Source organism: Pseudomonas sp. FG13 (assembly GCF_057809755.1).
Genome location: NZ_JBMDKO010000012.1, coordinates 34,168 through 57,925 on the forward strand (window position 1 = coordinate 34,168; position 23,758 = coordinate 57,925).

The following is a 23,758-nucleotide window of genomic DNA, read 5'->3' on the forward strand; positions in this document are numbered from 1 at the left end:
AAGTGTTCGCCGATTTCAAGCGAACAGTTAATCACAAAACCCCTAGGCCTGTTCCTTGTTCCCGCGAAGCCCGGCAGTGATAGTCCAGCGGACGCCTACTCAACGACTCCCGGGGAACACGCTTGGACGCACAACATCGACACTCATGGGGACTGGCTTTCGGCCTTTGCCTGATCACCCTTGCGGTCAACCTGCAGGCGCCGCTATATACCACCTATGCCCAGGCATCCGGCTACGGCGCCGGTGCCACGGCGGTCGCCTTTTCGTGCTATGTGCTGGGGGTGTTGCCGGTGCTGCTGGCCTTCGGCGGGCTGGCCGACCGGGTCGGACGCCGGCCCCTGATACTGCTGGCGCTGGGTTTGTCGATGCTGGCGACGGTCGTCACCTCCATCTGGCCAAACCTCGTCGCGCTGGGCCTGGCGCGGCTGATGATGGGCGTGGGCACGGGCCTGGCCTCGGCTACTTCGACGGCCTATATGACCGAACTGATGGCCGGCGGCGATAGCCGCTCCGCTGCCAATCGGATCACCGCCAGCACCTCCCTGGGGTTCGGCCTGGGGGCCGCATTGACCAGTCTGTTCCTCTTTGTCCATCAGAGTGTCGTGCCCGGCAGTTTCTGGCTGCAACTGATTCTGGCCGGTATCGCGATCGTCGTGGTGTCCAGGCTGCCGGACCCTGCCGCCAGAACGACTCGGGCGCCGATGCTGCGCCTGCCGCTGTTCCCCGCCGGCAGCCTGCCCTATGGCTTCTCCATGCTGCTGGCCTGGGCGACCTCGGGTCTGGTCATCGCGATACTGCCCTCGGTGCTGGCACGCCACGATCTGCAGCAATGGTCAGGCCTGTCGACCTTCACGGTGATCAGTTGCGGGTTGCTGTTCCAACCGTGGGCCCGCCGCATGCAGCCGGCCAGGGCCACCGGGTTTGGTTTGCTGGTACTGCCCTTGAGCTATGCCCTGCTGGCCTGGGGCGCGAGCACCGGTTCGCTGATCGCGGTGTTGCTCGGGGCGCTGGGGGCCAGCAGTGCATGCTACGGTTTTCTGTACCTGGGCGGGCTATCGGCGATCACCGCACTGGCCGGCCAGGAAAAGGCCCGGGTCAGTGCCGGGTTCTTCCTGTTCGCGTACGTCGGGTTCAGCATTCCGGTGGTGGTCACAGGCCTTTTGGCTGATCAATTCGGCGCCGATGTGGCGTTGGTCCTGTTCGGGGTGGCGTTGTCGCTGGGTGCGTTGGTGACGGGATGGGTCATCGTGCGGACAGAGGCGTATGTCACCCGTATGTCCCACGGCTGACACATCCCCCTGTGGCGAGGGGATTTATCCCCGCTGGGCTGCGAAGCGGCCCCCTGGATTTAAGCGGCACCCAAATTGCGTGATTTTGGGGCCGCTTCGCGCCCCAGCGGGGATAAATCCCCTCGCCACAAGGGTTCACTCGTCTGGAGGGTAGCGTCAAGATCCGAGACACCACCTCCGCCAAGTCGTATACCATATCCCCAACTCAGCAACCGACCCGCCGCCGTGACTTTATCCAAGTTCAAACTGCCCGACCTGGGCAACACCCCTTCTACTTCGGAAATCATTACCCGTCACCTGCGCGAAGCCATCGTGGCCGGGCATTTTGCCGAGGACGAGCCGATTCGCCAGGACGATATCGCCCGTCAGTTCAACGTCAGCAAGATCCCCGTGCGCGAAGCCCTCAAGCGGCTGGAGGCCGAGGGGCTGGTGATGTTCCAGCGTAATCGCGGCGCGATGGTCACGCGGATTTCCGAGGTGGAGCTGGCGCAGATGTTCGAAGTGCGGATGTTGCTGGAGGACAAGGTGCTGCGCCTGGCGATTCCCAACATGACCGAAGACACCTTCGCTCGCGCCGAGGCGATCTGCCGCGAGTTCATCGGCGAGGACGACGTCGGGCGTTGGGCCGAACTCAACTGGCAGTTGCACGCCTGCCTCTACGAGCCGGCACAACGGCCCTTCCTGGTCGGCCTGATCCGCTCGGTCCACGACAAGCTGGAGCGATACCTGCGCATGCAGATGAGCCTGTCGGCCGGCAAGGAACGCGCCGATCACGAGCACCGGGAAATCCTCGATGCCTGCCGTGCCGGTGATGTTGAACGGGCGGTGAAACTGCTGGACGAACACATCGCCGGCGTCTGCAAGACGCTGTTCGAGTTCCTGCCTTCCAGCCATTGACGCTGATCGCTAAAAGACAATGCCGGGGCGCTGAGCGACCCGGCATTTTTTTGCGCATATACATATGTACCACCAGGGTCCTGCCATGCGGCGCCAGAATCGGTGACTTCTTAATCAGAGATAGAACGCACCTCCAATCATGACCGACACCATTGTAGACACCCTGACGGTGACAGCCTCGATCACCAATGAACATTGGGCTGGCACCGACGACACCCTGTATGTGTCCATGGGCCCCCTCAGCCAGATGCAATTATTCTGTGAAGCCCCGCGAGTCGGGCAGACCATCACGGTGGAAATCGACCTGCCCAGACTGTTCGGCCGCCCCCGGATCTCATTGTCCGAAATCGACGGCGTGACCTTCTACCAGAGGCCCGAAGCCCATCCGATCGCCACCGATGACTGGGAACTGGAATCCGTGCTGATCAAGGCCAATGACATCTACACCAACCTGTCCTTCAAGCAGGTACGCCGTTGGCTGAAGAATTCATCCTCGCACTTGCTGGCCGTATGGTCAGGCCATGTGCATTTTTCCGACTGGATGAATTCCGACAAGCGATCGATTGATCTCAACGCCCAGACCTACCCGATCAGATGGATGCCCTTCATTGGCGATCTCATGCACTGGCGTTGTTATGACCCGTCGAAAATCGACGGCGTCGGTCAACTGGTGGGAATGTGGGATGGCCAACTGATCGGCAATCAATTGAAATCGCAAACCAGCGAAATACTCGCGCCCAACGACCAGTCCAATAGCTACACCTGGGTGTATACCCCGGAGAACTCCGTCATCTATAAACGCTGGGAACATGCTGACCGGGCCAACTACATCCGGCACAGCCAACTCGGCAGTGGCAGGCCGGTCACGTGCGCAGGGGAATTCAGGATCAGGGAACATCGCATGGAACATGTGATTGCCATGGTCAACGATGCCTCCGGGCACTACCGCCCCGACGGAGGTGCCTGCCTGCGCTACGTGGCGGAAAAGTTCGAGGCCCTGGGCATCAATACGGAACACATCGAGTGGCAGTGGAGATACGCGTCCGACTGATGAGCGCCCCCTGCACTGTGCCGATTTCGTCATGGGCGACAGATAAAACCATCAAGCCGCTCCCCCCTGTTGCGGGCCACGCTTGCGCTCACTTATCTGAACGGAAGTGGTCCCATGAAGCGCATCACTGTGATCGATTCCCACACCGGCGGTGAGCCGACCCGCCTGGTCACCGACGGTTTTCCCGATCTCGGCCAGGGCAGCATGGCCGAGCGCAGGCAGCGCCTGGCCTCGCAGCATGATGCCTGGCGTGCCGCCTGCGTGCTGGAACCTCGGGGCGGCGACGTGCTGGTGGGCGCGCTGCTCTGTGAACCGGTAGACCCGAGTGCCTGCGCCGGGGTGATCTTCTTCAACAACAGTGGTTACCTGGGCATGTGCGGCCACGGCACCATCGGCCTGGTGGCGTCGCTGGCCCACCTGGGGCGGATCGGCCCGGGCGTGCATCGCATCGAAACCCCGGTGGGCACCGTCCAGGCCACCTTGCATGAGGATCGTTCGGTCAGCGTGCGCAACGTGCCCGCCTATCGTTACCGTAAGGCGCTGCGCCTGGAAGTACCCGGTATCGGCCCTGTGGAAGGCGATGTGGCCTGGGGCGGCAACTGGTTCTTCCTTATCGCCGACCACGGCCAGCGAGTGGCGAGCGACAACCTCGACGCATTGACCGCCTACACCTACGCTGTGCAGCAAGCGCTGGAACAGCAAGGCTTTCGTGGCGAGGACGGCGGGCTGATCGATCATATCGAGCTGTTCGCTGACGACCCGCAAGCCGACAGCCGCAACTTCGTACTCTGTCCCGGCAAGGCCTACGACCGCTCCCCTTGTGGCACCGGCACCAGTGCCAAGCTGGCGTGCCTGGCCGCGGACGGCAAGCTGCAACCCGGTCAGAGCTGGCGCCAGGCCAGTGTGATTGGCAGCGAGTTCGAAGGTTCTTATGAACAGGCGGGCGAGCGCATCGTGCCGACGATTCGCGGCCGTGCCTATATCAGCGCCGAAACCACGCTGATCATCGAAGCGGATGACCCGTTCGCCTGGGGCATTCGCCTGTGACCGAGGGCCTGATCGCCGACGTGATCGTCATCGGTGCCGGCATCATCGGTGCAGCCTGTGCCCGGGCCTTGTCCCAGCGTGGCTTGAAGGTGGTGGTGCTCGACGCCGGCTGGCACGGCGCGACAGCGGCCGGCATGGGGCATCTGCTGGTGTTGGACGACAATCCGGCGGAACTGGCCCTCAGTCAATACTCCCTGGGACGCTGGCGCGAATTGGCCCATCTCCTGCCCGAAGGCTGTGCCTGGCGCAACAACGGCACCCTGTGGCTGGCGGCCAATCCGCAGGAGATGGCGGTCGCCAACAGCAAGTACCTGAATCTGCTGGCTCACGGAGAAGCCTGCGAGCTGATCGGACGCGGGGCCCTGCGTCAGCGCGAACCCGAGTTGCGCGAAGGTCTGGAGGGCGGCCTGCTGATCAAGGGCGACGGCATCCTCTACGCCCCCGCCGCCGCGCGCTGGATGCTGGACAGCCCGCACATCCGCCAGCAGCGTGCGCAGGTCGCCGAAGTGGACGGCTCGCAGGTACGCCTGGACGACGGGCGCTGGTTGAGGGCCGAGGCGGTGATCCTCGCCAACGGTATCCAGGCCACCGAACTGTGCCCGGAGCTGCCGATCGAGCCGAAGAAAGGCCATCTGCTGATCACCGATCGCTACCCCGCCACCGTCACCCACACCCTGGTCGAACTGGGCTATGTCACCAGTGCCCACAACGCCAGCGGCCCATCGGTGGCGTGCAATATCCAGCCCCGTCCCACCGGGCAACTGTTCATCGGCGCCTCGCGGCAGTTCGGCACCGTCGACCCGCAAGTGGAAGGCTGGATGCTGGCGAAGATGCTCAAGCGCGCCGTCGACTACATGCCCGGGCTGGCACAGCTCAACGGCATCCGCGCCTGGACCGGCTTCCGCGCCGCCAGCCCCGACGGCCTGCCGCTGGTGGGACAGCACCCGCAACGCAAGGGCCTGTGGCTGGCGGTGGGACATGAAGGACTGGGAGTCACAACGGCCCCCGCGACGGCTGACCTGCTGGTGGCGCAGCTGTTCAACGAAGCCTCGCCGTTGGCCCCTCAGGCCTACCTGCCGGAGCGTTTCCTGGGAGAACCTGTGTATGTCAGCTAAATCCCTGTGGCGAGGGGATTTATCCCCGTTGGGGCGCGTAGCGGCCCTGAAGTCTGGCTACTCGATGTGTCAGGGTAATCCAGAGGGGCTGCTGCGCAGCCCAACGGGGATAAATCCCCTCGCCACGGCTTCATATTGGAATCCTCCCGATGCCTGAATTATTCCTGGACGGCCGCCCACTGACGGTCACCCAAGGCACCAGTGTCGCCGCCGCCCTGGCCCTGGGCGCCGACGGTTGCAGTCGCACCTCGGTCAGCGGCCAGCGACGTGCGCCCTTGTGCGGCATGGGTATTTGCCAGGAATGTCGGGTAACAATCGACGGCCAGCGCCGCCTGGCCTGCCAGACCCTATGCCGCGACGGCATGCACGTGCAGACTCGACCATGAACGAAACCACCGACCTGCTGATCATTGGCGCCGGCCCCGCCGGCATGTCCGCCGCCCTGGCTGCGGCCAGCCGCGGCGCGTCTATCGTGCTGCTGGACGACAACCCGTTACCTGGGGGGCAGATCTGGCGCGACGGCCCCCAGGCCAGCCTGCCCACTGCGGCACGCCGCCTGCGCGAGCGGTTGCAGACCTGCGCCAATGTGCGCTGCCATGCCGGCACCCGGGTGATCGCTTGCGCCGCCGATAAAACCCTATTGGTAGAGAATGCCGAGCGCGGTTGGCAGATCACCTACCAGCGCCTGATCCTGTGCACCGGCGCCCGTGAGTTGCTGCTGCCCTTCCCCGGCTGGACCCTGCCCGGCGTCACCGGTGCCGGCGGCTTGCAGGCGCTGATCAAGGCGGGCCTGCCGGTGCGGGATGAACGTCTGGTGATCGCCGGGAGTGGGCCGCTGCTGTTGGCCAGCGCCGCCACGGCCAGGCATCAGGGTGCCCACGTGTTAAGGATTGCCGAGCAGGCCAGCCGTGCCGCCGTGACCGGTTTCGCCGCGCAATTGCCGCGCTGGCCGGGCAAGCTTCTGCAAGCGTTCGCGTTGTTCGACCGGCACTACCGCACAGCAAGCCATGTGCTGGAGGCCTTGGGGCAAGAGCGGCTCGAAGGCGTGCGGTTGCTGCAACAGGGCAAGATCGTCGAGCTGGCCTGTGACCGGTTGGCGTGTGGCTTCGGGCTCATCCCCAATACCCAGCTCGGCCAGGCTCTGGGCTGTGAGCTTGCCGAACATGCCCTCGCGGTGGATGCCTGGCAGGCGACTACCCGCCAGGACCATTACGCCGCCGGTGAATGCACCGGTTTCGGGGGCAGCGAACTGGCACTGGTGGAAGGCGCCATCGCCGGTCACGCGGCGGTCGGCGATACCACGGCCGCCCAGCGCCTGTGGCCGCGTCGAGAGCGCTGGCAAGGTTTCGCCCGGACGCTGAACAAGGCCTTCGCCCTCGATGGGCAGTTCAAGTCCCTGGCCCGGGCCGACACCTTGATCTGCCGGTGCGAGGACGTGCCCTACGGCGATCTGGTCGGCCACGTGAGCTGGCGCGAAGCCAAGCTCGCCAGCCGTTGTGGCATGGGCGCGTGCCAGGGCCGGGTCTGCGGCGCCGCCCTGGAGTATCTGTTCGACTGGACGCCCCCCACCCCACGCCCGCCGTTCAGCCCGGCGCGGATCGAAACCTTGCTGGGGCTGGAAGAAACCCCACCCAACTAGGCCGCACAAGCGCAGCTCCTTGTGGGAGCGAGCCAGCTCGCGATGGCGTTTTTAAGATACAGATAGGTTGCTGACACACCGCCATCGCGAGCAGGCTCGCTCCCACATGAGTTGGCCGATCATTCTGCTGCTACTCTTGCGCAACCCTTGCCCCCACCCGAGATGATGCCGCCCCATGTATCCCTCGCTCATGTCCTTTACCCCCTGCGACCTGGGCACCCTGCTGCACAGCCTGCAATCCATCGCACCGCTGCTCGACACCCTGACGGACGTGGTGTTCTTCATCAAGGACACCCAGGCCCGCTACGCCTTCGTCAACCAGACCCTGGCCCGGCGCTGCGGCTTCAAGCACAGCGCCGATCTGCTCGGTCTCACTGCCGAGCAGGTGTTCCCCGAGCGCTTCGGCCCGCTGTATACCGAACAGGATCGACGGGTGCTGGCCAGCGGTCGGGAGTTGGCCGACCAACTCGAACTCCACCTGTACTACGGCAATCAGCCGGTGTGGTGCCTGACTCATAAAATCGCCCTGCGCGAACCCAACGGCCAGATCGTCGGCCTGGCCGGCATCTCCCGGGACCTGCAACTGCCGCAGTCCAGCCACCCAGCGTTTCAGAAACTGGCGGCGGTGGATGCCCATATCAAACATCACTTCGCCCGCCCCATCAGCCTCGCCGAACTGACCACCATCGCCGGGTTGTCAGTGGCGCAACTGGAGCGGCACTGCAAACGCATTTTCCAGCTCACGCCCCGGCAAATGATTCACAAGGCGCGTCTGGAAGAAGCCTCGCGCCTGCTGCTGGACAAGGACCTGCCCATCACCGACATCGCCCTGCGCTGCGGCTACACCGACCACAGCGCGTTCAGTCGCCAGTTTCGCGCCTTGACCAGCCTGTCGCCGAGCCAGTATCGGGAAAGCCGGCACTGAATCTGTTCCCTAACAGGGCGCCGGAGCGCCCATTGCTCCCATCTGTAACACCTGACTGAAACGGCCTCCGGCACCTTTCGAGTCCACCCCCTCTTATTACTGTTTTGTAATCAACGAGTTACCCATAAGCGCGAGAAACTCGCCAGACAGGCACGCCGATTGCTTATCTAATATCGTATACGAAATCCTCAATACGATATCTCACCGCATTTATTCGACAGCGAGGCATTTATGAAAAACCCTGCATTGGCCGTAGCGTTAAGTGTTGTCCTGGCACCTCTGTTCATCACCCCCGCCTATGCCGACAAGCTCGATGACATCATCGGCTCCGGCAAGCTGCGCTGCGCGGTGACCCTGGACTTCCCGCCCATGGGCTTTCGTGACGAAAGCAACAAGCCGGCGGGTTTCGACGTGGACTATTGCCACGACCTGGCGAAGGTCCTGGGGGTAGATGCCGAAGTCGTGGAAACGCCGTTCCCGGACCGGATCCCGGCGCTTATTTCCGGCCGTGCCGATGTCATCGTCGCCTCCACCTCCGACACCCTGGAACGGGCCAAGACCGTCGGCCTGACCGTGCCCTACTTCGCCTTCCAGATGGTGGTGCTGACCCGCGACAACACCGGTATCAACAGCTTCGCCGACCTCAAGGGCAAGGCCGTGGGCAATACCAGCGGCACCTACGAAGCCATCGCATTGGAGAAAGACCAGAAGAACTGGGGCAGCGGCAGTTTCCGCGCCTACCAGTCGCAGAACGACACGCTGTTGGCCGTCGCCCAAGGGCACATCGACGCGACGGTGGTGACCAATACCGTGGCCGCCGCGACCATCAAGTCCGGCAAGTACAAGAACCTGAAGATCGCCGGTGACGCGCCTTATGTCATCGACTACGTGTCCCTCGGCGCCAAGCGCAGCGAGTTCGGCCTGATCAACTACCTCAATCTGTTCGTCAACCAACAGGTGCGCACCGGTCGTTACAAAGAGCTGTTCGTCAAATGGGTCGGCACCGATATTCCGCCGGCCAACCTGACCGTCCCGCAGGTCTATTACTGAGGATCGGGGCATGCCAAGCACGCCTATCCGTGTCGTGGGCCGCAGTCTGGTGGAGGGTGCAGCCCAGGGCGCCCTGCTCTTTGCCGATGTGGGCTTGAGTTTCTGGGGGGGTGTGGATCCGGCCAGCGGTGAAGTCATCGACCGGCATCACCCGCTCAGCGGCCAGCGCCTGGCCGGGCGCGTGCTGGCGATTCCCAGCGGGCGCGGCTCGTGCACCGGCAGCAGCGTCTTGATGGAGCTGATCAGCAACGGCCATGCACCCGCCGCCCTGGTGCTGGCCGAAACGGATGAGATCCTGACCTTGGGCGTGCTGGTGGCGCAGTTGATTTTCCAGCGTTCCCTTCCAGTGGTGCAGATCGGTCGTGAAGCCTTCGAACGTTTGCGCGGCCAGGGTTTCGTGCGCATCGAAGGCAATTGCCTGACCCTGACCGGCCGCCGCCCCGACGATCGCTGGGATCAGGCCGACGTTCCCTTGCCGCCGCCCATGCCGTCTACGGTCAACCTCACCGAACAGGACCGGGCACTGCTCGACGGCAACCACGGCAAGGCCGCCCAGGTGGCGATGCAAATCGTCTTGCGCATGGCGGAAATCCAGGGCACCACGCAGTTGCTGGACGTGACCCAAGCCCACATCGACGGTTGCATCTACACCGGCCCGGCCAGCCTGCGCTTTGCTGAGCAACTGGTGCAGTGGGGCGCCAAGGTGCGCGTGCCCACCACTCTCAATTCCATTTCCGTGGACCAGCGCCGCTGGCGGGAACTGGGCATAGACCCGGCCTTGGGCGAACCGGCGAGTGCCTTGGGCGATGCCTACATGGCGATGGGCGCGCAGCTGAGTTTTACCTGCGCGCCGTATCTGCTCGAGACCGCGCCCAAGGCCGGCGAGCAGATCGTCTGGGCCGAGTCCAACGCGGTGGTCTACGCCAACAGTGTGCTCGGGGCTCGCACGCAGAAGTACCCGGACTTTCTGGATATCTGCATTGCCTTGTGCGGCCGCGCGCCCTTGACCGGTTGTCACCTGGACGATCAGCGCAAGGCCAGACTGATCGTCGACGTGCCGGGATTAGCCACTGTCGACGACAGCTTCTATCCGCTGCTGGGCTATCACATCGGCGGCCTGACCGGCCGGCGTATTCCATTGATACGCGGCCTGGAACATGCCGCGCCGACCCTGGATGACCTGAAAGCCTTCGGCGCCGCATTCGCCACCACCAGTGCCGCGCCGTTGTTCCACATCGCCGGGGTCACACCGGAAGCCCTCGACCCGGTCGATGTCGTGGAAGCGGACTGTCCGATACCGATGGAAACCGTCGATGCCGCAGGCCTGCTTGCCAGTTGGCGCGAGCTCAACAGTGCCCGGGACAACCGGGTGGACGTGATCTCCTTGGGCAACCCGCATTTTTCCCTCAGCGAATTTGCCACCCTGGCGGCGCTCTGCGTCGGCCGGAGCAAGCACCCGGACGTGGTGCTGGCCATCACCTGCGGCCGTGCGGTACTGGAACAGGCCCGCCAGGCAGGTCACCTGGGCGCCATCGAGGCCTTCGGCGCCACGCTGGTGACCGACACCTGCTGGTGCATGCTGGGCGAACCGGTCATCCCGCCCGCTGCCACCACCCTGATGACCAACTCCGGCAAATACGCCCATTACGCGCCCGGCCTGGTGGGACGCGGGGTGCACTTCGCCAGCCTAGCGGCCTGCGTCGACGCCGCGTGCAACGCCACCGCCACTGGTCAGCCGCCGCTCTGGCTGCAACCCGCCACCCGCCAGGGGAACCCCTTCCATGTTTGACTACAGCTTCCAATGGCGCCCGGCCCTGCGCGCGTTGCCCGACATGCTCGCCGGAGCCTGGGTCACGTTCGAGACCGCGGCGCTGTCGATGATCTTCGGCGTGCTGATCGCGCTGCTGCTGACGGTGATGCGCCAGGCGCGCCATCCATTGCTGCGGGGCATCGGCAATGGCTGGGTGTCCATCGCCCGCAACACACCGTCGCTGTTCCAGATCTACATCCTCTACTTCGGCCTCGGCTCCCTCGGGCTGCATGTCAGTTCGTGGCTGGCGTTGCTGGCCGGGATCACCTTCAACAATGCCGGTTACCTGGCGGAGAACTTTCGCGGTGGTCTCAAGGCCGTGCCCGGCACCCAGATGCGCGCCGCCCGCTCCCTGGGCATGAGCGCGTTCCAGGCCTATCGGATGATCATCGTCCCGCAACTGCTGCGCATCGTGTTCTACCCGCTGACCAACCAGATGGTCTGGGCGGTGCTGATGACCTCACTGGGGGTGGTGGTCGGCCTGAACAACGACCTTACCGGGGTGACCCAGGAATACAACGTCAAGACGTTCCGCACCTTCGAATACTTCGCCCTCGCGGCCGCGCTGTATTACCTGATCGCCAAGCTGATCGTCGGGCTCGCCCGGCTGTTGTCCTGGCGCCTGTTCCGCTACTGAGGGTTGGTCATGTTTGCAACAAGCCTCACCGCTAACGACCTGTTGTTCTTGCTCGACGGGGCCTGGGTCACGCTGCAGCTGACCGCCTGGTCGATCCTGCTCGGCACCCTGGCCGGGCTACTGTTCGGCCTGCTCCGGGCGCTGTTGCCCCGGGCCAGCCTGCCGCTGGCCTGGGTACTGGACGTGTTTCGCAGCGTGCCGTTGCTGATCCAGTTCGTGCTGTTCAACTCGCTCAAGAGCATCGTCGGCCTGAACCTCAGCGCCTTCGCCGTCGGCTGCATCGTGCTCGGGGTCTACGCCGCCGCGTACTTCACCGAAATCGTCCGTGGCGGGGTGCTGGCGGTGCCGCTGAGCACCCGACGGGCCAGCCGCTCCCTGGGCTTGAGCTACCTGCAGGACCTGCGCTTCATCGTCCTGCCGATTGCCACGCGCGTGGCGTTTCCCGGCTGGCTGAACCTGGTACTCGGGGTGATGAAGGACACCGCGCTGGTGATGTGGATCGGCATCGTCGAGCTGCTGCGTGCTTCGCAAACCATCGTCACGCGCATTCAGGAACCCCTGCTGGTGCTGTGCATCGCAGGCCTCATTTACTACGTCATGAGCCTGGTGGTCGCCCGCCTCGGCGCACGCCTGGAAAGAAGGTGGCAGGAAAATGATTGAGATCGAGAACGTGCATAAATCCTTTGGCGACCTGGAAGTGGTCAAGGGTGTGAGCCTGACCGTGGACAAGGGTGAAGTGGTGTCGATCATCGGTGGCTCGGGGTCCGGCAAGTCGACCCTGTTGATGTGCATCAACGGCCTGGAGCCGATCCAGCAAGGCAGCATTCGCGTGGACGGTGTCGAGGTGCATGACCGCGCCACCGATCTCAATCACCTGCGGCAGAAGATCGGCATCGTCTTCCAGCAATGGAACGCCTTCCCGCACCTTACGGTGCTGGAGAACGTAATGCTGGCGCCGCGCAAGGTGCTGGGCAAGAGCAAACAGGAGGCCGAGGCCCTGGCGGTGAAACAGCTGGAGCACGTGGGCCTGGGGGACAAGCTCAAGGCCTTTCCGAACAAGCTCTCCGGTGGCCAGCAACAGCGCATGGCCATCGCCCGGGCCTTGGCGATGTCGCCGGACTACATGCTGTTCGACGAAGCCACCTCGGCCCTGGACCCGCAACTGGTGGGCGAGGTGCTGGACACCATGCGCATGCTCGCCGAGGACGGCATGACCATGGTGCTGGTGACCCACGAGATCCGCTTCGCCCGCGACGTGTCCGATCGCGTGGCGTTCTTTTGCAATGGCCGGGTGCATGAGATCGGGCCGCCGGACCAGGTAATCGGCAACCCGATGCAGCGGGAGACGGCGGCGTTTCTCAAGTCGGTGAAATAGCCCATGGCCCTATCGCGAGCAGGCTCGCTCCCACATGGGATTTGTACCCTGTGGGAGCGAGCCTGCTCGCGATGAGGCCGGAACGGACAACACAAGGAACAACCCAATGCGCTCATCAAAAATCATCCACGTCGTCAGTTGCCACGCCGAAGGCGAAGTCGGCGATGTGATCGTCGGCGGTGTCGCCCCTCCACCCGGTGCCACGGTGTGGGAACAGTCGCGCTGGATCGCCCAGGACCAGACCCTGCGCAACTTCGTTCTCAACGAGCCCCGTGGCGGCGTGTTTCGCCACGTCAACCTGCTGGTGCCGGCCAAGGACCCTCGGGCGCAGATGGCCTGGATCATCATGGAGCCGGCCGACACCCCGCCGATGTCCGGCTCCAACTCCCTGTGCGTGGCGACCGTGCTGCTGGACAGCGGCATCCTGCCCATGACCGAACCCCAGACCCGCCTGGTACTCGAAGCCCCTGGCGGGTTGATCGAAGCCGTCGCCGATTGCCGCGACGGCAAGGTGCAACGGGTGGAGATCAAGAACGTGCCCTCCTTCGCCGACCGTCTCGACGCCTGGATCGAAGTCGAGGGCCTGGGCTCGCTGCAGGTGGACACCGCCTATGGCGGTGACAGTTTCGTCATCGTCGACGCCCAGCGCCTGGGCTTCGCCATCCGCCCTGACGAGGCCGCCGATCTGGTGGCCGTCGGGCTGAACATCACTCGGGCCGCCAATGAGCAACTGGGCTTCGTCCACCCGCTGAACCCTGACTGGTCACACATTTCGTTCTGCCAGATCGCCGCGCCCGTCGTCATGGAGGCAGGCGTCGCTACGGGTGCCAACGCCGTGGTGATCCAGCCCGGCAAGATCGACCGCTCCCCTACCGGCACAGGCTGCTCGGCACGCATGGCGGTTTTGCAGGCCAAGGGGTTGATGCAGGTGGGCGAGAGGTTCATCGGGCGCTCGATCATCGGCTCCGAATTCCATTGTCGCATCGACTCGCTGACCGACGTGGCCGGGCGCCCGGCGATCTATCCGTGCATTGCCGGACGGGCGTGGATCACCGGGACGCATCAACTGCTGCTGGATCCGGCTGATCCATGGCCGCAGGGCTATCGGCTTTCAGATACGTGGCCTGGCGCATGATTTTCGAACTCACATCGATCCCTTGTGGCGAGGGGATTCATCCCCGTTGGGGCGCGAAGCGGCCCCAATCTGGCGACTCGCTGCGCCAGACAGATACAGGGGGCTGCTTCGCAGCCCAGCGGGGATAAATCCCCTCGCCACAGTACTACCATCAACTGGAGACACCCCATGAGCAAACGCATCAACTGGAGCGGCGTATTCCCCGCCGTTACCACCCAATTCAACGACGACTTCTCCATCAACCTGGACAAGACCCATGAGGTCATTTCCAACGTCATCCGTGACGGCGTCTCGGGCCTGGTGGTCTGTGGTTCGGTGGGGGAAAACACTTCGCTGAGCGCCGAAGAAAAAATCGCCGTGACCGAAGTCGCGGTGGACGCCTCCCGGGGTCGGGTGCCGGTGATCTGCGGCGTGGCCGAGTTCACCAGCGTGCAGGCGGCCAAGGTCGCCAACGCAGTGCGCAAGGTCGGCGTCGACGGCGTGATGCTGATGCCGGCATTGGTCTATGGCTCCAAGCCGTTCGAAACCGCCGAGCACTTTCGCTATGTCGCCCGGCATGCAGACGTGCCGCTGATGGTTTACAACAACCCACCGATCTACAAGAACGACGTGACTCCGGACATCCTGATTTCCCTGGCCGATTGCGACAACGTGGTGTGCTTCAAGGACTCCTCCGGCGACACCCGGCGGTTCATCGACGTGCGCAATGAAGTGGGTGATCGCTTTGTCCTGTTCGCGGGCCTCGACGACGTGGTGCTGGAAAGCCTCGCCGTGGGCGCCGAAGGCTGGGTCTCGGGCATGTCCAACGTGTTCCCGAAGGAAGGCGAAACCATCTTCCGCCTGGCCCGCGCCGGGCGTTTCGCCGAAGCGATGCCGATCTACGAATGGCTGATGCCGATCCTGCACCTCGACGCCCGCGCCGACCTGGTGCAATGCATCAAGCTGTGCGAAGCCATCGCCGGCCGCGGCAGCGCCCTCACCCGCCCACCACGCCTGGCCCTGCCGGAAGAAGACCGGGTGTATGTGGAACAGATCATGGCCAAGGCCCTGGCGAATCGACCGGTGCTGCCGGATGTGGGGCTCTGACCCGAGGCAAATGAAGTCCCCTGTGGGAGCGAGTCTGCTCGCGATAGCGGTCTGTCTGGAACGGCTATGCTGGATGTACCGCCGTCATCGCGAGCAGGCTCGCTCCCACAAGGAAGGCTTACCATGAATTATTTCCTCGCCCAGGCCCTGAACAACCAGTGGGCCAACCACCGGCTGCTCGGCACCTGTGCGCAGTTGAGCGAGGACGAATACCTGACGCGACGCACGGGGTTCTTTCCGTCCATACAAGCCACGCTCTGCCATATCCTGGAGGTGGACCGCTATTACCTCACCGCCCTGGAAGGCGATCGTGACGGGCAGATCAAGGATTTCTCCGAGACCTTGGCCTTTGCCGAGCTGGTGCAATGCCAGGCCCGCACCGACCGGCGACTGGTGGCGTTCTGCGAATCCCTGCGGGAGAAAGACCTCGCCCGAGCCGTCGAATTGGTACGCGCCGACGGTGCCGTGGTGCCCGAGCGTATCGACCGGTTGCTGCTGCACCTGTTCGAACACCAGATTCACCACCGTGGACAGGTCCACACGATGCTCAGCGATACCGACGTCGAACCGCCGCAACTCGACGAGTTCTTCCTCGACTGCGACCGCAGGTTTCGGCAAACGGAAGAGCGCCAGCTGCAACTCGACGAAAGCCGCGTCTGGCAAGACTATTTACCGGATTGAACCCACGGCAAAAAATGCGATGGCCGCCGCCGGCCATCGCCAATCGCCCACATCGGGAAAAATCAGGTCCGCGCCGGCGACACGATGATTTTCACGTTGTGCTCCTTGTTGTTGACCAGTTCCTCGAAGCCCTGCCCGACGATCTGCTCCAACTGGATACGCCCGGTCACCAGGGGTGAGATGTCCAGGCGGCCATCGGCGATGAACGCAATGACATCGGCAAATTCGCCGTTGTAGGCCAGCGCGCCGAGCACCTGCTTCTCGGTGGACACCAGTTCGAAGAAGTTGAATTCGCTCGGTTCCTCGAAAATCCCCACCAACACGCATTTGCCGGCCTTGCGGATCAGGTCGATGGCGAACTTGGCGGTGTGCTTGTTGCCGATGCACTCGAAGCTGACATCGGCGCCCAGCCCCCCGGTCAGGCGGCGCACTTCAGCCAACGCATCGCACTGGTTGGGATCGATGACATGACTGGCGCCGACCTCCAGGGCCTTGGCCTTGCGCGCGCTGGACATTTCCAGGGCAATCACCTGGGCCGCCCCGGCGGCCTTGGCACACATGATGGTGCACAGGCCAATGGTCCCGGCGCCCACCACCACGACGTTCTGGCCCAACAGGCTGCCAGCCTTCTTCACCGCGTGCATGCCCACCGCCAACGGCTCGATCAACGCGCCGGCCTCGGCAGGAAAACCGGCAGGCAACTTGTAGAGCAAATTGGCCGGCACATTGACCAGCTCCGCGAACGCGCCATTGTTCATCAGGCCGGTGAACGCCAGGTTTTCGCAGATGTTGTAGAGCCCGTGGGTGCAGTAGTAGCAGGTGCCGCAGTGCTGGCAGGCATCCGCCGCCACCGGCTCGCCAACGCTGAAGCCCTCTACCCCGGCCCCCAGTTCGACGATTTCGCCGCAAAACTCGTGGCCGAGGATGCACTGGCCCTTGATACCGGTCAGCGGGTGTGGCGCGTCCACCGGGATGAACACCGGCCCGGCGACGTACTCATGCAGGTCGGAACCGCAGATGCCGCACCACTGCACGCGGATCTGCACCCAGCCGGCGGGCGGCGAAACGGGCAACGGTACGTCTTCGACGCGGATATCGTTACGGCCATGCCAGACGGCGGCGCGCATGCTGCGGGTAGGCGTGATTGAAGCGTTCATAGCGTTTCTCCAGAATGCTTGGGGGCGACGACTCGCGCGTCGCCCGTTCGATCAGTGCTGTTCAATGAACTCAAGGATCAATCGATTGACTTGCTCGGCCGCTTCCATCTGCACCATGTGGCCTTGGCCGCTCAGTACCTCCACCTGGGCGTCCAACCCCTCGCCATGGGCCGCCGGGATGATCGCGTCGTCACTGCCCCAGATCACCAGGGTCGGCACGTGACCGGCCTGCACCACTTCGCGCAAGTCCATCCGCTGGCGGCCGTCCGCGAACAACGTCGTCGACAGCTGCTTCAATGCCGCGTCCACGCCCTCCAGGCGCTTGTACTTGAGCATGTCGTCGAGCATCTGCCGGTTGACCAGCTCGGCGTTGGAGAACAACTGCATCAACTGCGGCTTGAGGGCGTTGCGGTTGGAAGCCTCGACAAAGCCTTGCAGGTAGCCGCCGTTGATCTCAGGGCCGAGGCCGGCACTGCCGATCAGCGTCAGGGAACGCACCCGCTGGGGCATCAAGCGTGCGGTGTTCAGCGACACGGCACCGCCCATGGAATGCCCCACCAGATGCGCGACGCTGATATCCAGGTGATCGAGCAAGGCCAGCACCGCGCCGCTCAGCTCATCCAGGTCACCCCGTTCCAGGGTCTTGCCGGACTCGCCATGGCCCGGCAGGTCCAGGGCGATCACCCGGCGGCCGGCCGCCAAGGCCTCATGGTTGAACAGCCAATTGTTCAGGTCCCCGCCAAAACCGTGGACCAACACCAAGGGCATGCAGCCTTCGCCACGTTCAAAGTAGCGAATCACCCGGCCATCCAGCTCGACCTTCTGCGGTTTCGCGCCAGTGTCTTCATCGCCGGTGTCGCCCGGCACGAAACTGGACTGGAACTGCTCGATGACCGCATCGATCTCGGCGTCGCTGGCCTCGCCGTCGACGACAATGCCCAGCAAGGCGCCGACCGCCAGGGTTTCGTCCTGCCGCGCAACCTGCCGGCGCAACACACCGGAGAACGGCGCTTCGACGCTGCTGGAGATCTTGTCGGTCTCCACATCCAGCACTTCGTCGCCCTTGGTAATGGCCTGGCCCTCCTCCTTGAGCCAGGCATCGACCCGGCCTTCAGTCATCGACAGCCCCCACTTGGGCATGGTCAGGGTATGAATCTGGCTCATCAGCGCTTGCTCCACTCGATCACGTTGAGCACGGCTTGTTCGATCTTCGCCGCGTCAGGGATGTACAGGTCTTCCAGGGAATCGGAGAACGGCACCGGCGTGTGCGGCGCGGTGACCATCTCGATCGGCGCCTTCAGCGCACCGAAGGCTCTCTGCGCCACCAGCGCCGAGACATCGGTGGCCATGGAGCAGCGTGGATTGGCCTCATCGATGACCACCAGGCGCCCGGTCTTCTCCACGCTTTCGAGAATGCTGTCCTCGTCCATCGGGCTGGTGGTGCGCAGGTCGATGACCTCGCAATCGATACCGCGCCCGGCCAGGCTACGCGCCGCGTCCATGGCGGTGTTGACCATGCGGCCGTAGGACACGAGGGTCACGTCCTTGCCGTCGCGCAGGAAGTTGGCCTCGCCGAACGGGATGGTGTAGAGCTCTTCGGGCACCTCGCCCTGCATGCTGTACAGTAATTTGTGCTCGCAGAAGATCACCGGATCGTTGTCGCGGATCGCCTGGATCAGCAAGCCCTTGGCATCGTAGGGCGACGATGGGCACACCACTTTCAGCCCGGGAATGTGCGTCCACAAGGACGTGAGCATCTGCGAGTGCTGGGCCGCGGCGCGCAGGCCGGCCCCGACCATGGTGCGGATCACCAAAGGCGTGGAGGCCTTGCCACCGAACATGTAGCGAAACTTCGCCGCCTGGTTGAGGATCTGGTCCAGGCAGCAGCCGGCGAAGTCGACGAACATCAATTCGCACACCGGGCGCACACCGCAGGTCGCGGCCCCAACCGCCGCGCCGACGTAACCGATTTCCGACAGGGGTGTGTCGAGCACACGGCCGGGGAACTGGTCATAGAGGCCCTTGGTGACGCCGAGCACACCGCCCCAGGCGTCGTTTTCACCGGGCGCCCCGGCACCACCGGCCACGTCCTCGCCCATGATGAACACGCTGGTGTCGCGGCGCATTTCCTGGGCCAGGGCTTCGTTGATTGCCTGCTGATAGCTGATTTTTCTCGCCATGATGGAATTCTCTGTTCTTGTTTTATGAAGGGCGTTCAGGGGTAGGAGACGTAGACGTCGGTGAGCAGGTCCGCCGCCGCAGGCTTGGGATCGGACTTGGCCTTGCGCACCGCGTTTTCGATCAGCAGTTCCACTTCCCGGTCGACCTGGTCCAGTTGTTCGGCCGAGAGCAACCCGGCCCGGGTGGTGCGTTCGCGGAACTGCATCAGGCAGTCCTGGTTTTCACGGAAGTGCTTGACCTCATCCGGTGCCCGATACGTTTGCGCATCGCCCTCGAAATGGCCGTAATAGCGGGTCAGCTTGACCTCGATCAGCGATGGCCCTTCCCCGGCCCGGGCACGCTCGATGGCCGCCCCGGCGGCTTCGTGAACGGCGAAGAAGTCAAAACCGTCCACCGTCACCCCCGGCATGCCGAACCCGGCGGCGCGGTCGGCGATGTGATCGCAAGCCACCGACCAATTAGAGGCCGTGGCCTCGGCGTAGCCATTGTTCTCGGCGATGAACAGGCACGGCAGGTTCCACACCGAAGCCATGTTCATGGCCTCGAACACCGCGCCTTCGTTGGAGCCGCCGTCGCCGAAGAACACCACCGCGACACTGTCGGTGCCCTTGAGCCTCGCTGCCAGCGCCGCACCGACCACCAGCGGCGCACCGGCACCGACAATGCCGTTGGCGCCGAGCATGCCCTTCTCGAAATCGGCGATGTGCATGGAACCACCCTTGCCTTGGCAGACCCCGGTTTTCTTGCCGTAGATCTCGGCCATCATTCCGTAGACATCCACGCCTTTGGCAATGCAATGGCCGTGGCCACGGTGGTTGGAGGCAATGCAGTCGTCATCGCCCAAGTGAGCCATGACCCCGGCGGCCGACGCCTCTTCGCCGGCATACAAGTGGACAAAACCGGGAATCTCGCCGGTGGCGAATTCCACGTGCAGGCGCTCTTCGAACGCGCGAATGGTGCGCATCACCTGGTAGGCGTGCAGCAGTTGATCGTGGGTGAGCGGTGTCGACATTTTTTATTCTCCAGGGGTGTCTTGAAGGCTGACTTGCAGGTTCAGGGGGTGTTGCGGATGTTCACGGCCGATGCCCAGCAGGCGCTGTTGCGCGGCGTAGGCCAGCACCGCGTCGACATCGATGCTCAGCGGGCCGCCGGCATCGAGGGTGACCGTAGGACGGTCCTGCGGGTTGAACTCGATTTCCCGTTCGCCATCCAGGGCCAACGTGCCGCTGGACAGCGCCAACGGCTGGGCCACACCTGGCTCCAGGCGGCCGGCCGCGAGCACGCCGCAGCCCTGCAACAGGCCTGGGGCCAGCGGCACCAGCAGCGCTTCGGGCGATTGCGGGTCCAGGCGCATCCAGGCCCCGCCCGGCTCCTGCCGCGTCACCGGCAGCCACAAGCCACACAAGGCCGACAGGCCAATGGATTGCGGCTCGGCAAAGGTCACGAAGACTTCGGCCAGGTCCGCCGCCCGGCTGATGGCTCGGGCGCCGACGAAGCGCAGCGGCGACACGGCGACGTCCACCAGCGCGATTTCCCGCAGACCGCGACGGGCCTCGCACACCAGCAAGCGCTTGTTGCGCCGCAGGCCGATCTGTTCGGGGATCCGGCCACTGGCGTACAACCCGCCAGCGAGCCCTGCCGTGGTGGCCTCGCGCAACTCGGGAAAGGCGTTGTTGGTACCGGTGGACAAGGTCAGCAACGGGATGTCACCCACCTCGGCGGCCACGGCCTTGTGGGTACCGTCCCCCCCGAGCACGGCAATCAGCGCCACCTCGCGCTCGGCCATCAGCCGTGCAGCCCTGCGGGTGTCTTCGACGGTCTGGCGCAAGGTCAGGTCGAGAAACTCCAGGGTCGGCCAATGACTGTCGCGCGCCTGGCGGCTGTGACTGTTCTTCAGCACGGCAGCAGCGATGCCGGTCATGTCGGTGGGCATCAGCACCTGTTCGATACCGGTGGCGCCGAAGGCCGCCAGCAAGCGCTGGATCACCGAGACCTTGTCGGTGCTGGAAAACAGCCCGGCGTTGGCGGTCAGGCGCCGCACGTCGCGTCCCGAGGCAGGGTTGGCGATGATGCCCACGGTCAGGGGGCGGCGGCTCATGGTGCTACCGTGAACGTGAGGGGCAAACGACCTGGGCAGGAAGACATAACGTACCTCGGTTCTTATTATTGGAAGACCCGTCATGCGGGCCCAGGGCATAGAGCAAGGGCAGTGCCAGTTGCAGGAATAATCCAGCGAATGCCCGAGCCAGAGCCCTCGAAGCGAGATAAGCGATGAACCGGGACAAGGCCCCGTGAGACGCCACATGTCAGCCTGCACTAGCCGTTGGCGAGACCGTGAGACGTGGCGTCTCACGCCGGCCGCCAATCCCGCCAGGCTTGTCTGGGCCCGGCGAACGGCGCTTAATGGGCGCACAACGATAAGAAGCTGAACCGGAGACCAGTCATGCTTTCCGCTCACTCCAGGGCCCATGTGGATTGCGTCAGCCGCGTCGTGAAGAACGCTGACCAGTTGCCACAGCTGCCCGTCCCTGACCTGATCCTCGACTCCTGGCGTCGCTCCATGGAGCAGCATCACCTCGACCCCGGCTCGTTGCAGGGCCCGCGCATCCTGTCCGAGGATGTGCTCAAGCAATGCCGGGAACGCTCCGAGCTGTTCCTCAATATCGCCAGCGAAGAAGTGGCGCGCCTCCATGGCCGGGTACGGGATGCCGACTACTGTGTGCTGCTGACCGATGCCCAGGGCCAGACCATCGACTACCGTGTCGAAACCGCCATTCGCAATGACTGCCGCAAGGCCGGGCTTTACCTGGGCACCTGCTGGTCGGAGGGCGAGGAAGGCACGTGCGGCGTGGCGGCGGTGCTCACGGCCAAGGCGCCGGTGACGGTGCACAAGCGCGATCACTTCCGCGCCGCGTTCATTGGCCTGACCTGCTCCGCCGCACCGGTCTTCGACCCCCAGGGGGAACTGCTCGGGGTGCTGGATGTGTCGGCGGTGCGCTCACCGGATGAGCGCCGCTCGCAGCACTTGATCCGTCAGATGGTGGTGCAGAGCGCCCGGGAAATCGAACAGGCATTCTTCATGAGCAGCGCCCAGGGCTATTGGGTGCTGCGAGCCCATCGCAACGCCGGCTACGTCGACAGCCAGCCCGATTATCTGTTCGCCTGGGACGACGACGGCTGCCTGCAAGCCCTGAACCCCGCCGCACGCCAGTACCTGCTGCAGCAGTACGGCCAGTTGCCGCAGCACATCAGCCAGGTCTTCGATCAACAATGGTTGCACCGTGCCCGGGATGAGAGTCTTTATCCCTTCGGCCGTCAGGGCGCCGAGTCGCCCCTGCATGGCCGCGTGAGCGCACCACGGCATCGGGCGCAACCGCGTGCCCGGGTGGCGATGACGTCGGTCGACATCGATCCTCGCCTGGCCGACAGCCTGCGCCTGGCGGTGCGGGTCAAGGATCGCAACCTGCCGGTGTTTATCCAGGGCGAAACCGGCGCCGGCAAAGAGGTGTTCGCCCGCCAGTTGCACCAGGCCAGCCAGCGTCGTGAGCGCCCTTTCGTCGCGCTGAACTGTGCCGCGATTCCTGAAAGCCTGATCGAAAGCGAGTTGTTCGGCTACGTGGCCGGGGCGTTCACCGGCGCCTCGAGCAAGGGCATGCAGGGCCTGTTGCAACAGGCCGACGGCGGCACGCTGTTCCTGGATGAAATCGGTGATATGCCGCTGGCCTTGCAGACCCGCCTGCTGCGGGTGCTGGCGGAGGGCGAAGTGGCGCCCCTCGGTGCGTCGCGCCGCAAAGCCGTGGACATTCAGGTGATCTGCGCCACCCACCGCGACCTGGAAGCCCTGGTCAGCGCCGGTGAGTTTCGCGAGGACCTGTATTTCCGCCTGGGCGGTGCCCGCTTCCAACTGCCGCCACTGCGCGAGCGCAGTGACCGGCTGACGCTGATCAACCGCATTCTCGAGGAAGAATCGAGCCGTTGCGGCGGCGCCGTGCAATTGAGCAGCGGCGCCCTGGAATGCCTGCTCGGCTATCACTGGCCGGGCAATGTCCGTCAGTTGCGCCATGTGCTGCGCTACGCCTGCGCGGTGTGCGAGAGCTCCGTGATCCAGCGCGCTCACCTGCCTGAGTCGTTGCACGGCACTCAAGACGCCGCTCCTGCGCCGGAACCCAGTGCCAGCCCGGAACGCCAGGCCCTGCTCGACGCCCTGGTGCGCCATCGCTGGAAACCCACCGCGACCGCCCGGGCGCTGGGCATTTCCCGGGCAACCCTGTACCGAAGGGTGCACCAGCATGGCATCGACATGCCTGGCCGAAGCCCGGCATGAACGGAATTGACTAGCGGCGCGCCAACTCGTGACGCACGCACTGCTCGTAGTAGGTCTGCTTGACCGCGGCGGGCTTGAGGCGAGACGTGCTGTCATAGGTCTGTTCGGTGATGCCCAGGGCGGTCATGCGCATCCATGGCCGGGGAAACTTGCGCACTTGCAGCTTTTTCCGGGCGCCGTACAGGGAGACACCGGAGAGTTTGGAGGCTTGTGCGCCCGCCGCGATGTCCGCGCCCCAGCGACATACGGACTGCTGGTTTTGCGTCAGCGCCCGGGCCTGGGTGTCGAGCGATACGCTGGCCAGGAGAGAGGTTGCCACGACCCATATGGCCGCGCCCCACATAGAAAATCGCATAGGT

At 64.3% G+C, this 23,758-nt stretch carries 23 protein-coding genes; 17 read left to right on the plus strand and 6 right to left on the minus strand.

Translation table 11 applies throughout. The annotated features are described in order from the left end of the window. Positions 1-122: 122 nt before the first annotated feature. From ACODTO_RS12665 to ACODTO_RS12740, 16 genes are all read left to right on the plus strand, one after another. Complete coding sequence (locus ACODTO_RS12665; protein ID WP_489106523.1) at positions 123-1,289, plus strand: MFS transporter; 1,167 nt, start codon at positions 123-125, stop codon at positions 1,287-1,289. Between the two features lie 225 nt (positions 1,290-1,514). Continuing rightward, positions 1,515-2,186 carry a GntR family transcriptional regulator gene (locus tag ACODTO_RS12670; protein WP_139643311.1) on the plus strand — a complete coding sequence of 224 codons (672 nt, stop codon included), beginning with the start codon at positions 1,515-1,517 and terminating at the stop codon, positions 2,184-2,186. A 139-nt stretch (positions 2,187-2,325) separates the two neighbouring features. After that, positions 2,326-3,237 (plus strand): hypothetical protein, encoded by a 912-nt coding sequence (locus tag ACODTO_RS12675; RefSeq protein ID WP_175386363.1) that lies wholly within the window; start codon positions 2,326-2,328, stop codon positions 3,235-3,237. Positions 3,238-3,351: 114 nt separating this feature from the next. Continuing rightward, positions 3,352-4,284 (plus strand): 4-hydroxyproline epimerase, encoded by a 933-nt coding sequence (locus tag ACODTO_RS12680; RefSeq protein WP_175386365.1) that lies wholly within the window; start codon positions 3,352-3,354, stop codon positions 4,282-4,284. After that, positions 4,281-5,399 (plus strand): NAD(P)/FAD-dependent oxidoreductase, encoded by a 1,119-nt coding sequence (locus tag ACODTO_RS12685; RefSeq protein ID WP_349654549.1) that lies wholly within the window; start codon positions 4,281-4,283, stop codon positions 5,397-5,399. Before ACODTO_RS12680 ends, ACODTO_RS12685 begins: the two co-directional genes overlap by 4 nt. A gap of 149 nt (positions 5,400-5,548) precedes the next feature. After that, positions 5,549-5,785 (plus strand): 2Fe-2S iron-sulfur cluster-binding protein, encoded by a 237-nt coding sequence (locus tag ACODTO_RS12690; RefSeq protein WP_175363589.1) that lies wholly within the window; start codon positions 5,549-5,551, stop codon positions 5,783-5,785. Beyond that, positions 5,782-7,038 carry an FAD-dependent oxidoreductase gene (locus ACODTO_RS12695; protein WP_489106524.1) on the plus strand — a complete coding sequence of 419 codons (1,257 nt, stop codon included), beginning with the start codon at positions 5,782-5,784 and terminating at the stop codon, positions 7,036-7,038. Before ACODTO_RS12690 ends, ACODTO_RS12695 begins: the two co-directional genes overlap by 4 nt. Positions 7,039-7,213: 175 nt before the next feature. Beyond that, positions 7,214-7,963 carry an AraC family transcriptional regulator gene (locus ACODTO_RS12700; RefSeq protein WP_489106525.1) on the plus strand — a complete coding sequence of 250 codons (750 nt, stop codon included), beginning with the start codon at positions 7,214-7,216 and terminating at the stop codon, positions 7,961-7,963. A gap of 231 nt (positions 7,964-8,194) precedes the next feature. After that, positions 8,195-9,013 (plus strand): ABC transporter substrate-binding protein, encoded by an 819-nt coding sequence (locus tag ACODTO_RS12705; RefSeq protein WP_139643332.1) that lies wholly within the window; start codon positions 8,195-8,197, stop codon positions 9,011-9,013. A 10-nt stretch (positions 9,014-9,023) separates the two neighbouring features. After that, positions 9,024-10,802 (plus strand): cis-3-hydroxy-L-proline dehydratase, encoded by a 1,779-nt coding sequence (gene lhpI, locus ACODTO_RS12710; RefSeq protein WP_464709057.1) that lies wholly within the window; start codon positions 9,024-9,026, stop codon positions 10,800-10,802. Next, positions 10,795-11,460: an amino acid ABC transporter permease gene (locus ACODTO_RS12715; RefSeq protein ID WP_047702931.1), complete on the plus strand. Its 666-nt coding sequence runs from the start codon at positions 10,795-10,797 to the stop codon at positions 11,458-11,460. The genes lhpI and ACODTO_RS12715 overlap by 8 nt, the downstream gene beginning before the upstream one ends. A 9-nt stretch (positions 11,461-11,469) precedes the next feature. After that, complete coding sequence (locus ACODTO_RS12720) at positions 11,470-12,120, plus strand: amino acid ABC transporter permease (RefSeq protein WP_489106526.1); 651 nt, start codon at positions 11,470-11,472, stop codon at positions 12,118-12,120. Beyond that, a complete protein-coding gene (locus ACODTO_RS12725) occupies positions 12,113-12,835 on the plus strand; it encodes an amino acid ABC transporter ATP-binding protein (protein WP_024777747.1) in 723 nt (240 codons plus the stop codon). Before ACODTO_RS12720 ends, ACODTO_RS12725 begins: the two co-directional genes overlap by 8 nt. Before the next feature lie 106 nt (positions 12,836-12,941). Next, entirely contained in the window at positions 12,942-13,970 is a 1,029-nt protein-coding gene (locus ACODTO_RS12730; RefSeq protein WP_139643337.1) for a trans-3-hydroxy-L-proline dehydratase, read from the plus strand. 168 nt (positions 13,971-14,138) lie between these two features. After that, entirely contained in the window at positions 14,139-15,056 is a 918-nt protein-coding gene (locus ACODTO_RS12735) for a dihydrodipicolinate synthase family protein (RefSeq protein WP_055137750.1), read from the plus strand. A gap of 123 nt (positions 15,057-15,179) precedes the next feature. Further along, entirely contained in the window at positions 15,180-15,737 is a 558-nt protein-coding gene (locus ACODTO_RS12740) for a DinB family protein (protein ID WP_175386374.1), read from the plus strand. Positions 15,738-15,799: 62 nt separating this feature from the next. Here the strand turns inward: ACODTO_RS12740 and ACODTO_RS12745 are convergent, their stop codons facing one another. The 5 genes from ACODTO_RS12745 to ACODTO_RS12765 all read right to left on the minus strand — a co-directional run bounded on the left by ACODTO_RS12745 (position 15,800) and on the right by ACODTO_RS12765 (position 21,173). Then, positions 15,800-16,864, minus strand: coding sequence for a 2,3-butanediol dehydrogenase (locus ACODTO_RS12745; protein ID WP_249776359.1), 1,065 nt, complete (start codon positions 16,862-16,864; stop codon positions 15,800-15,802). Positions 16,865-16,945: 81 nt separating this feature from the next. Further along, on the minus strand, positions 16,946-18,058 hold the full coding sequence (locus ACODTO_RS12750; protein ID WP_175386378.1) for an acetoin dehydrogenase dihydrolipoyllysine-residue acetyltransferase subunit: 1,113 nt from the start codon (positions 18,056-18,058) through the stop codon (positions 16,946-16,948). Further along, positions 18,058-19,074, minus strand: a complete 1,017-nt coding sequence (locus ACODTO_RS12755) for an alpha-ketoacid dehydrogenase subunit beta (protein ID WP_139643351.1) — start codon at positions 19,072-19,074, stop codon at positions 18,058-18,060. The genes ACODTO_RS12750 and ACODTO_RS12755 overlap by 1 nt, the downstream gene beginning before the upstream one ends. Positions 19,075-19,109: 35 nt before the next feature. After that, the gene (locus tag ACODTO_RS12760) at positions 19,110-20,087 is read right to left on the minus strand and encodes a thiamine pyrophosphate-dependent dehydrogenase E1 component subunit alpha (protein ID WP_047702923.1); all 978 of its coding nucleotides are present in this window, start codon (positions 20,085-20,087) and stop codon (positions 19,110-19,112) included. A gap of 3 nt (positions 20,088-20,090) precedes the next feature. After that, positions 20,091-21,173, minus strand: a complete 1,083-nt coding sequence (locus ACODTO_RS12765; RefSeq protein ID WP_139643354.1) for an ATP-NAD kinase family protein — start codon at positions 21,171-21,173, stop codon at positions 20,091-20,093. Between the two features lie 345 nt (positions 21,174-21,518). Between ACODTO_RS12765 and ACODTO_RS12770 the strand changes: the two genes are divergently transcribed. Next, the gene (locus tag ACODTO_RS12770; protein ID WP_489106527.1) at positions 21,519-23,399 is read left to right on the plus strand and encodes a sigma-54-dependent Fis family transcriptional regulator; all 1,881 of its coding nucleotides are present in this window, start codon (positions 21,519-21,521) and stop codon (positions 23,397-23,399) included. Between the two features lie 10 nt (positions 23,400-23,409). Here ACODTO_RS12770 and ACODTO_RS12775 read toward each other — a convergent pair whose 3' ends face one another. Then, positions 23,410-23,742, minus strand: a complete 333-nt coding sequence (locus ACODTO_RS12775; RefSeq protein WP_373682438.1) for a hypothetical protein — start codon at positions 23,740-23,742, stop codon at positions 23,410-23,412. Positions 23,743-23,758 lie beyond the last annotated feature (16 nt).

Excerpts from the sequence above, each read along its gene's own strand:
- ACODTO_RS12705 (WP_139643332.1), top strand. The coding sequence starts at position 8,195 with ATGAAAAACCCTGCATTGGCCGTAGCGTTAAGTGTTGTCCTGGCACCT.
- ACODTO_RS12725 (WP_024777747.1), top strand. The coding sequence starts at position 12,113 with ATGATTGAGATCGAGAACGTGCATAAATCCTTTGGCGACCTGGAAGTG.
- ACODTO_RS12695 (WP_489106524.1), top strand. The coding sequence starts at position 5,782 with ATGAACGAAACCACCGACCTGCTGATCATTGGCGCCGGCCCCGCCGGC.
- ACODTO_RS12755 (WP_139643351.1), bottom strand. The coding sequence starts at position 19,074 with ATGGCGAGAAAAATCAGCTATCAGCAGGCAATCAACGAAGCCCTGGCC.
- ACODTO_RS12680 (WP_175386365.1), top strand. The coding sequence starts at position 3,352 with ATGAAGCGCATCACTGTGATCGATTCCCACACCGGCGGTGAGCCGACC.
- ACODTO_RS12750 (WP_175386378.1), bottom strand. The coding sequence starts at position 18,058 with ATGAGCCAGATTCATACCCTGACCATGCCCAAGTGGGGGCTGTCGATG.
- ACODTO_RS12735 (WP_055137750.1), top strand. The coding sequence starts at position 14,139 with ATGAGCAAACGCATCAACTGGAGCGGCGTATTCCCCGCCGTTACCACC.
- ACODTO_RS12740 (WP_175386374.1), top strand. The coding sequence starts at position 15,180 with ATGAATTATTTCCTCGCCCAGGCCCTGAACAACCAGTGGGCCAACCAC.
- ACODTO_RS12700 (WP_489106525.1), top strand. The coding sequence starts at position 7,214 with ATGTATCCCTCGCTCATGTCCTTTACCCCCTGCGACCTGGGCACCCTG.
- ACODTO_RS12690 (WP_175363589.1), top strand. The coding sequence starts at position 5,549 with ATGCCTGAATTATTCCTGGACGGCCGCCCACTGACGGTCACCCAAGGC.
- ACODTO_RS12730 (WP_139643337.1), top strand. The coding sequence starts at position 12,942 with ATGCGCTCATCAAAAATCATCCACGTCGTCAGTTGCCACGCCGAAGGC.
- ACODTO_RS12675 (WP_175386363.1), top strand. The coding sequence starts at position 2,326 with ATGACCGACACCATTGTAGACACCCTGACGGTGACAGCCTCGATCACC.
- ACODTO_RS12775 (WP_373682438.1), bottom strand. The coding sequence starts at position 23,742 with ATGTGGGGCGCGGCCATATGGGTCGTGGCAACCTCTCTCCTGGCCAGC.
- ACODTO_RS12765 (WP_139643354.1), bottom strand. The coding sequence starts at position 21,173 with ATGAGCCGCCGCCCCCTGACCGTGGGCATCATCGCCAACCCTGCCTCG.
- ACODTO_RS12770 (WP_489106527.1), top strand. The coding sequence starts at position 21,519 with ATGCTTTCCGCTCACTCCAGGGCCCATGTGGATTGCGTCAGCCGCGTC.
- ACODTO_RS12720 (WP_489106526.1), top strand. The coding sequence starts at position 11,470 with ATGTTTGCAACAAGCCTCACCGCTAACGACCTGTTGTTCTTGCTCGAC.
- ACODTO_RS12745 (WP_249776359.1), bottom strand. The coding sequence starts at position 16,864 with ATGCGCGCCGCCGTCTGGCATGGCCGTAACGATATCCGCGTCGAAGAC.
- ACODTO_RS12715 (WP_047702931.1), top strand. The coding sequence starts at position 10,795 with ATGTTTGACTACAGCTTCCAATGGCGCCCGGCCCTGCGCGCGTTGCCC.
- lhpI (WP_464709057.1), top strand. The coding sequence starts at position 9,024 with ATGCCAAGCACGCCTATCCGTGTCGTGGGCCGCAGTCTGGTGGAGGGT.
- ACODTO_RS12760 (WP_047702923.1), bottom strand. The coding sequence starts at position 20,087 with ATGTCGACACCGCTCACCCACGATCAACTGCTGCACGCCTACCAGGTG.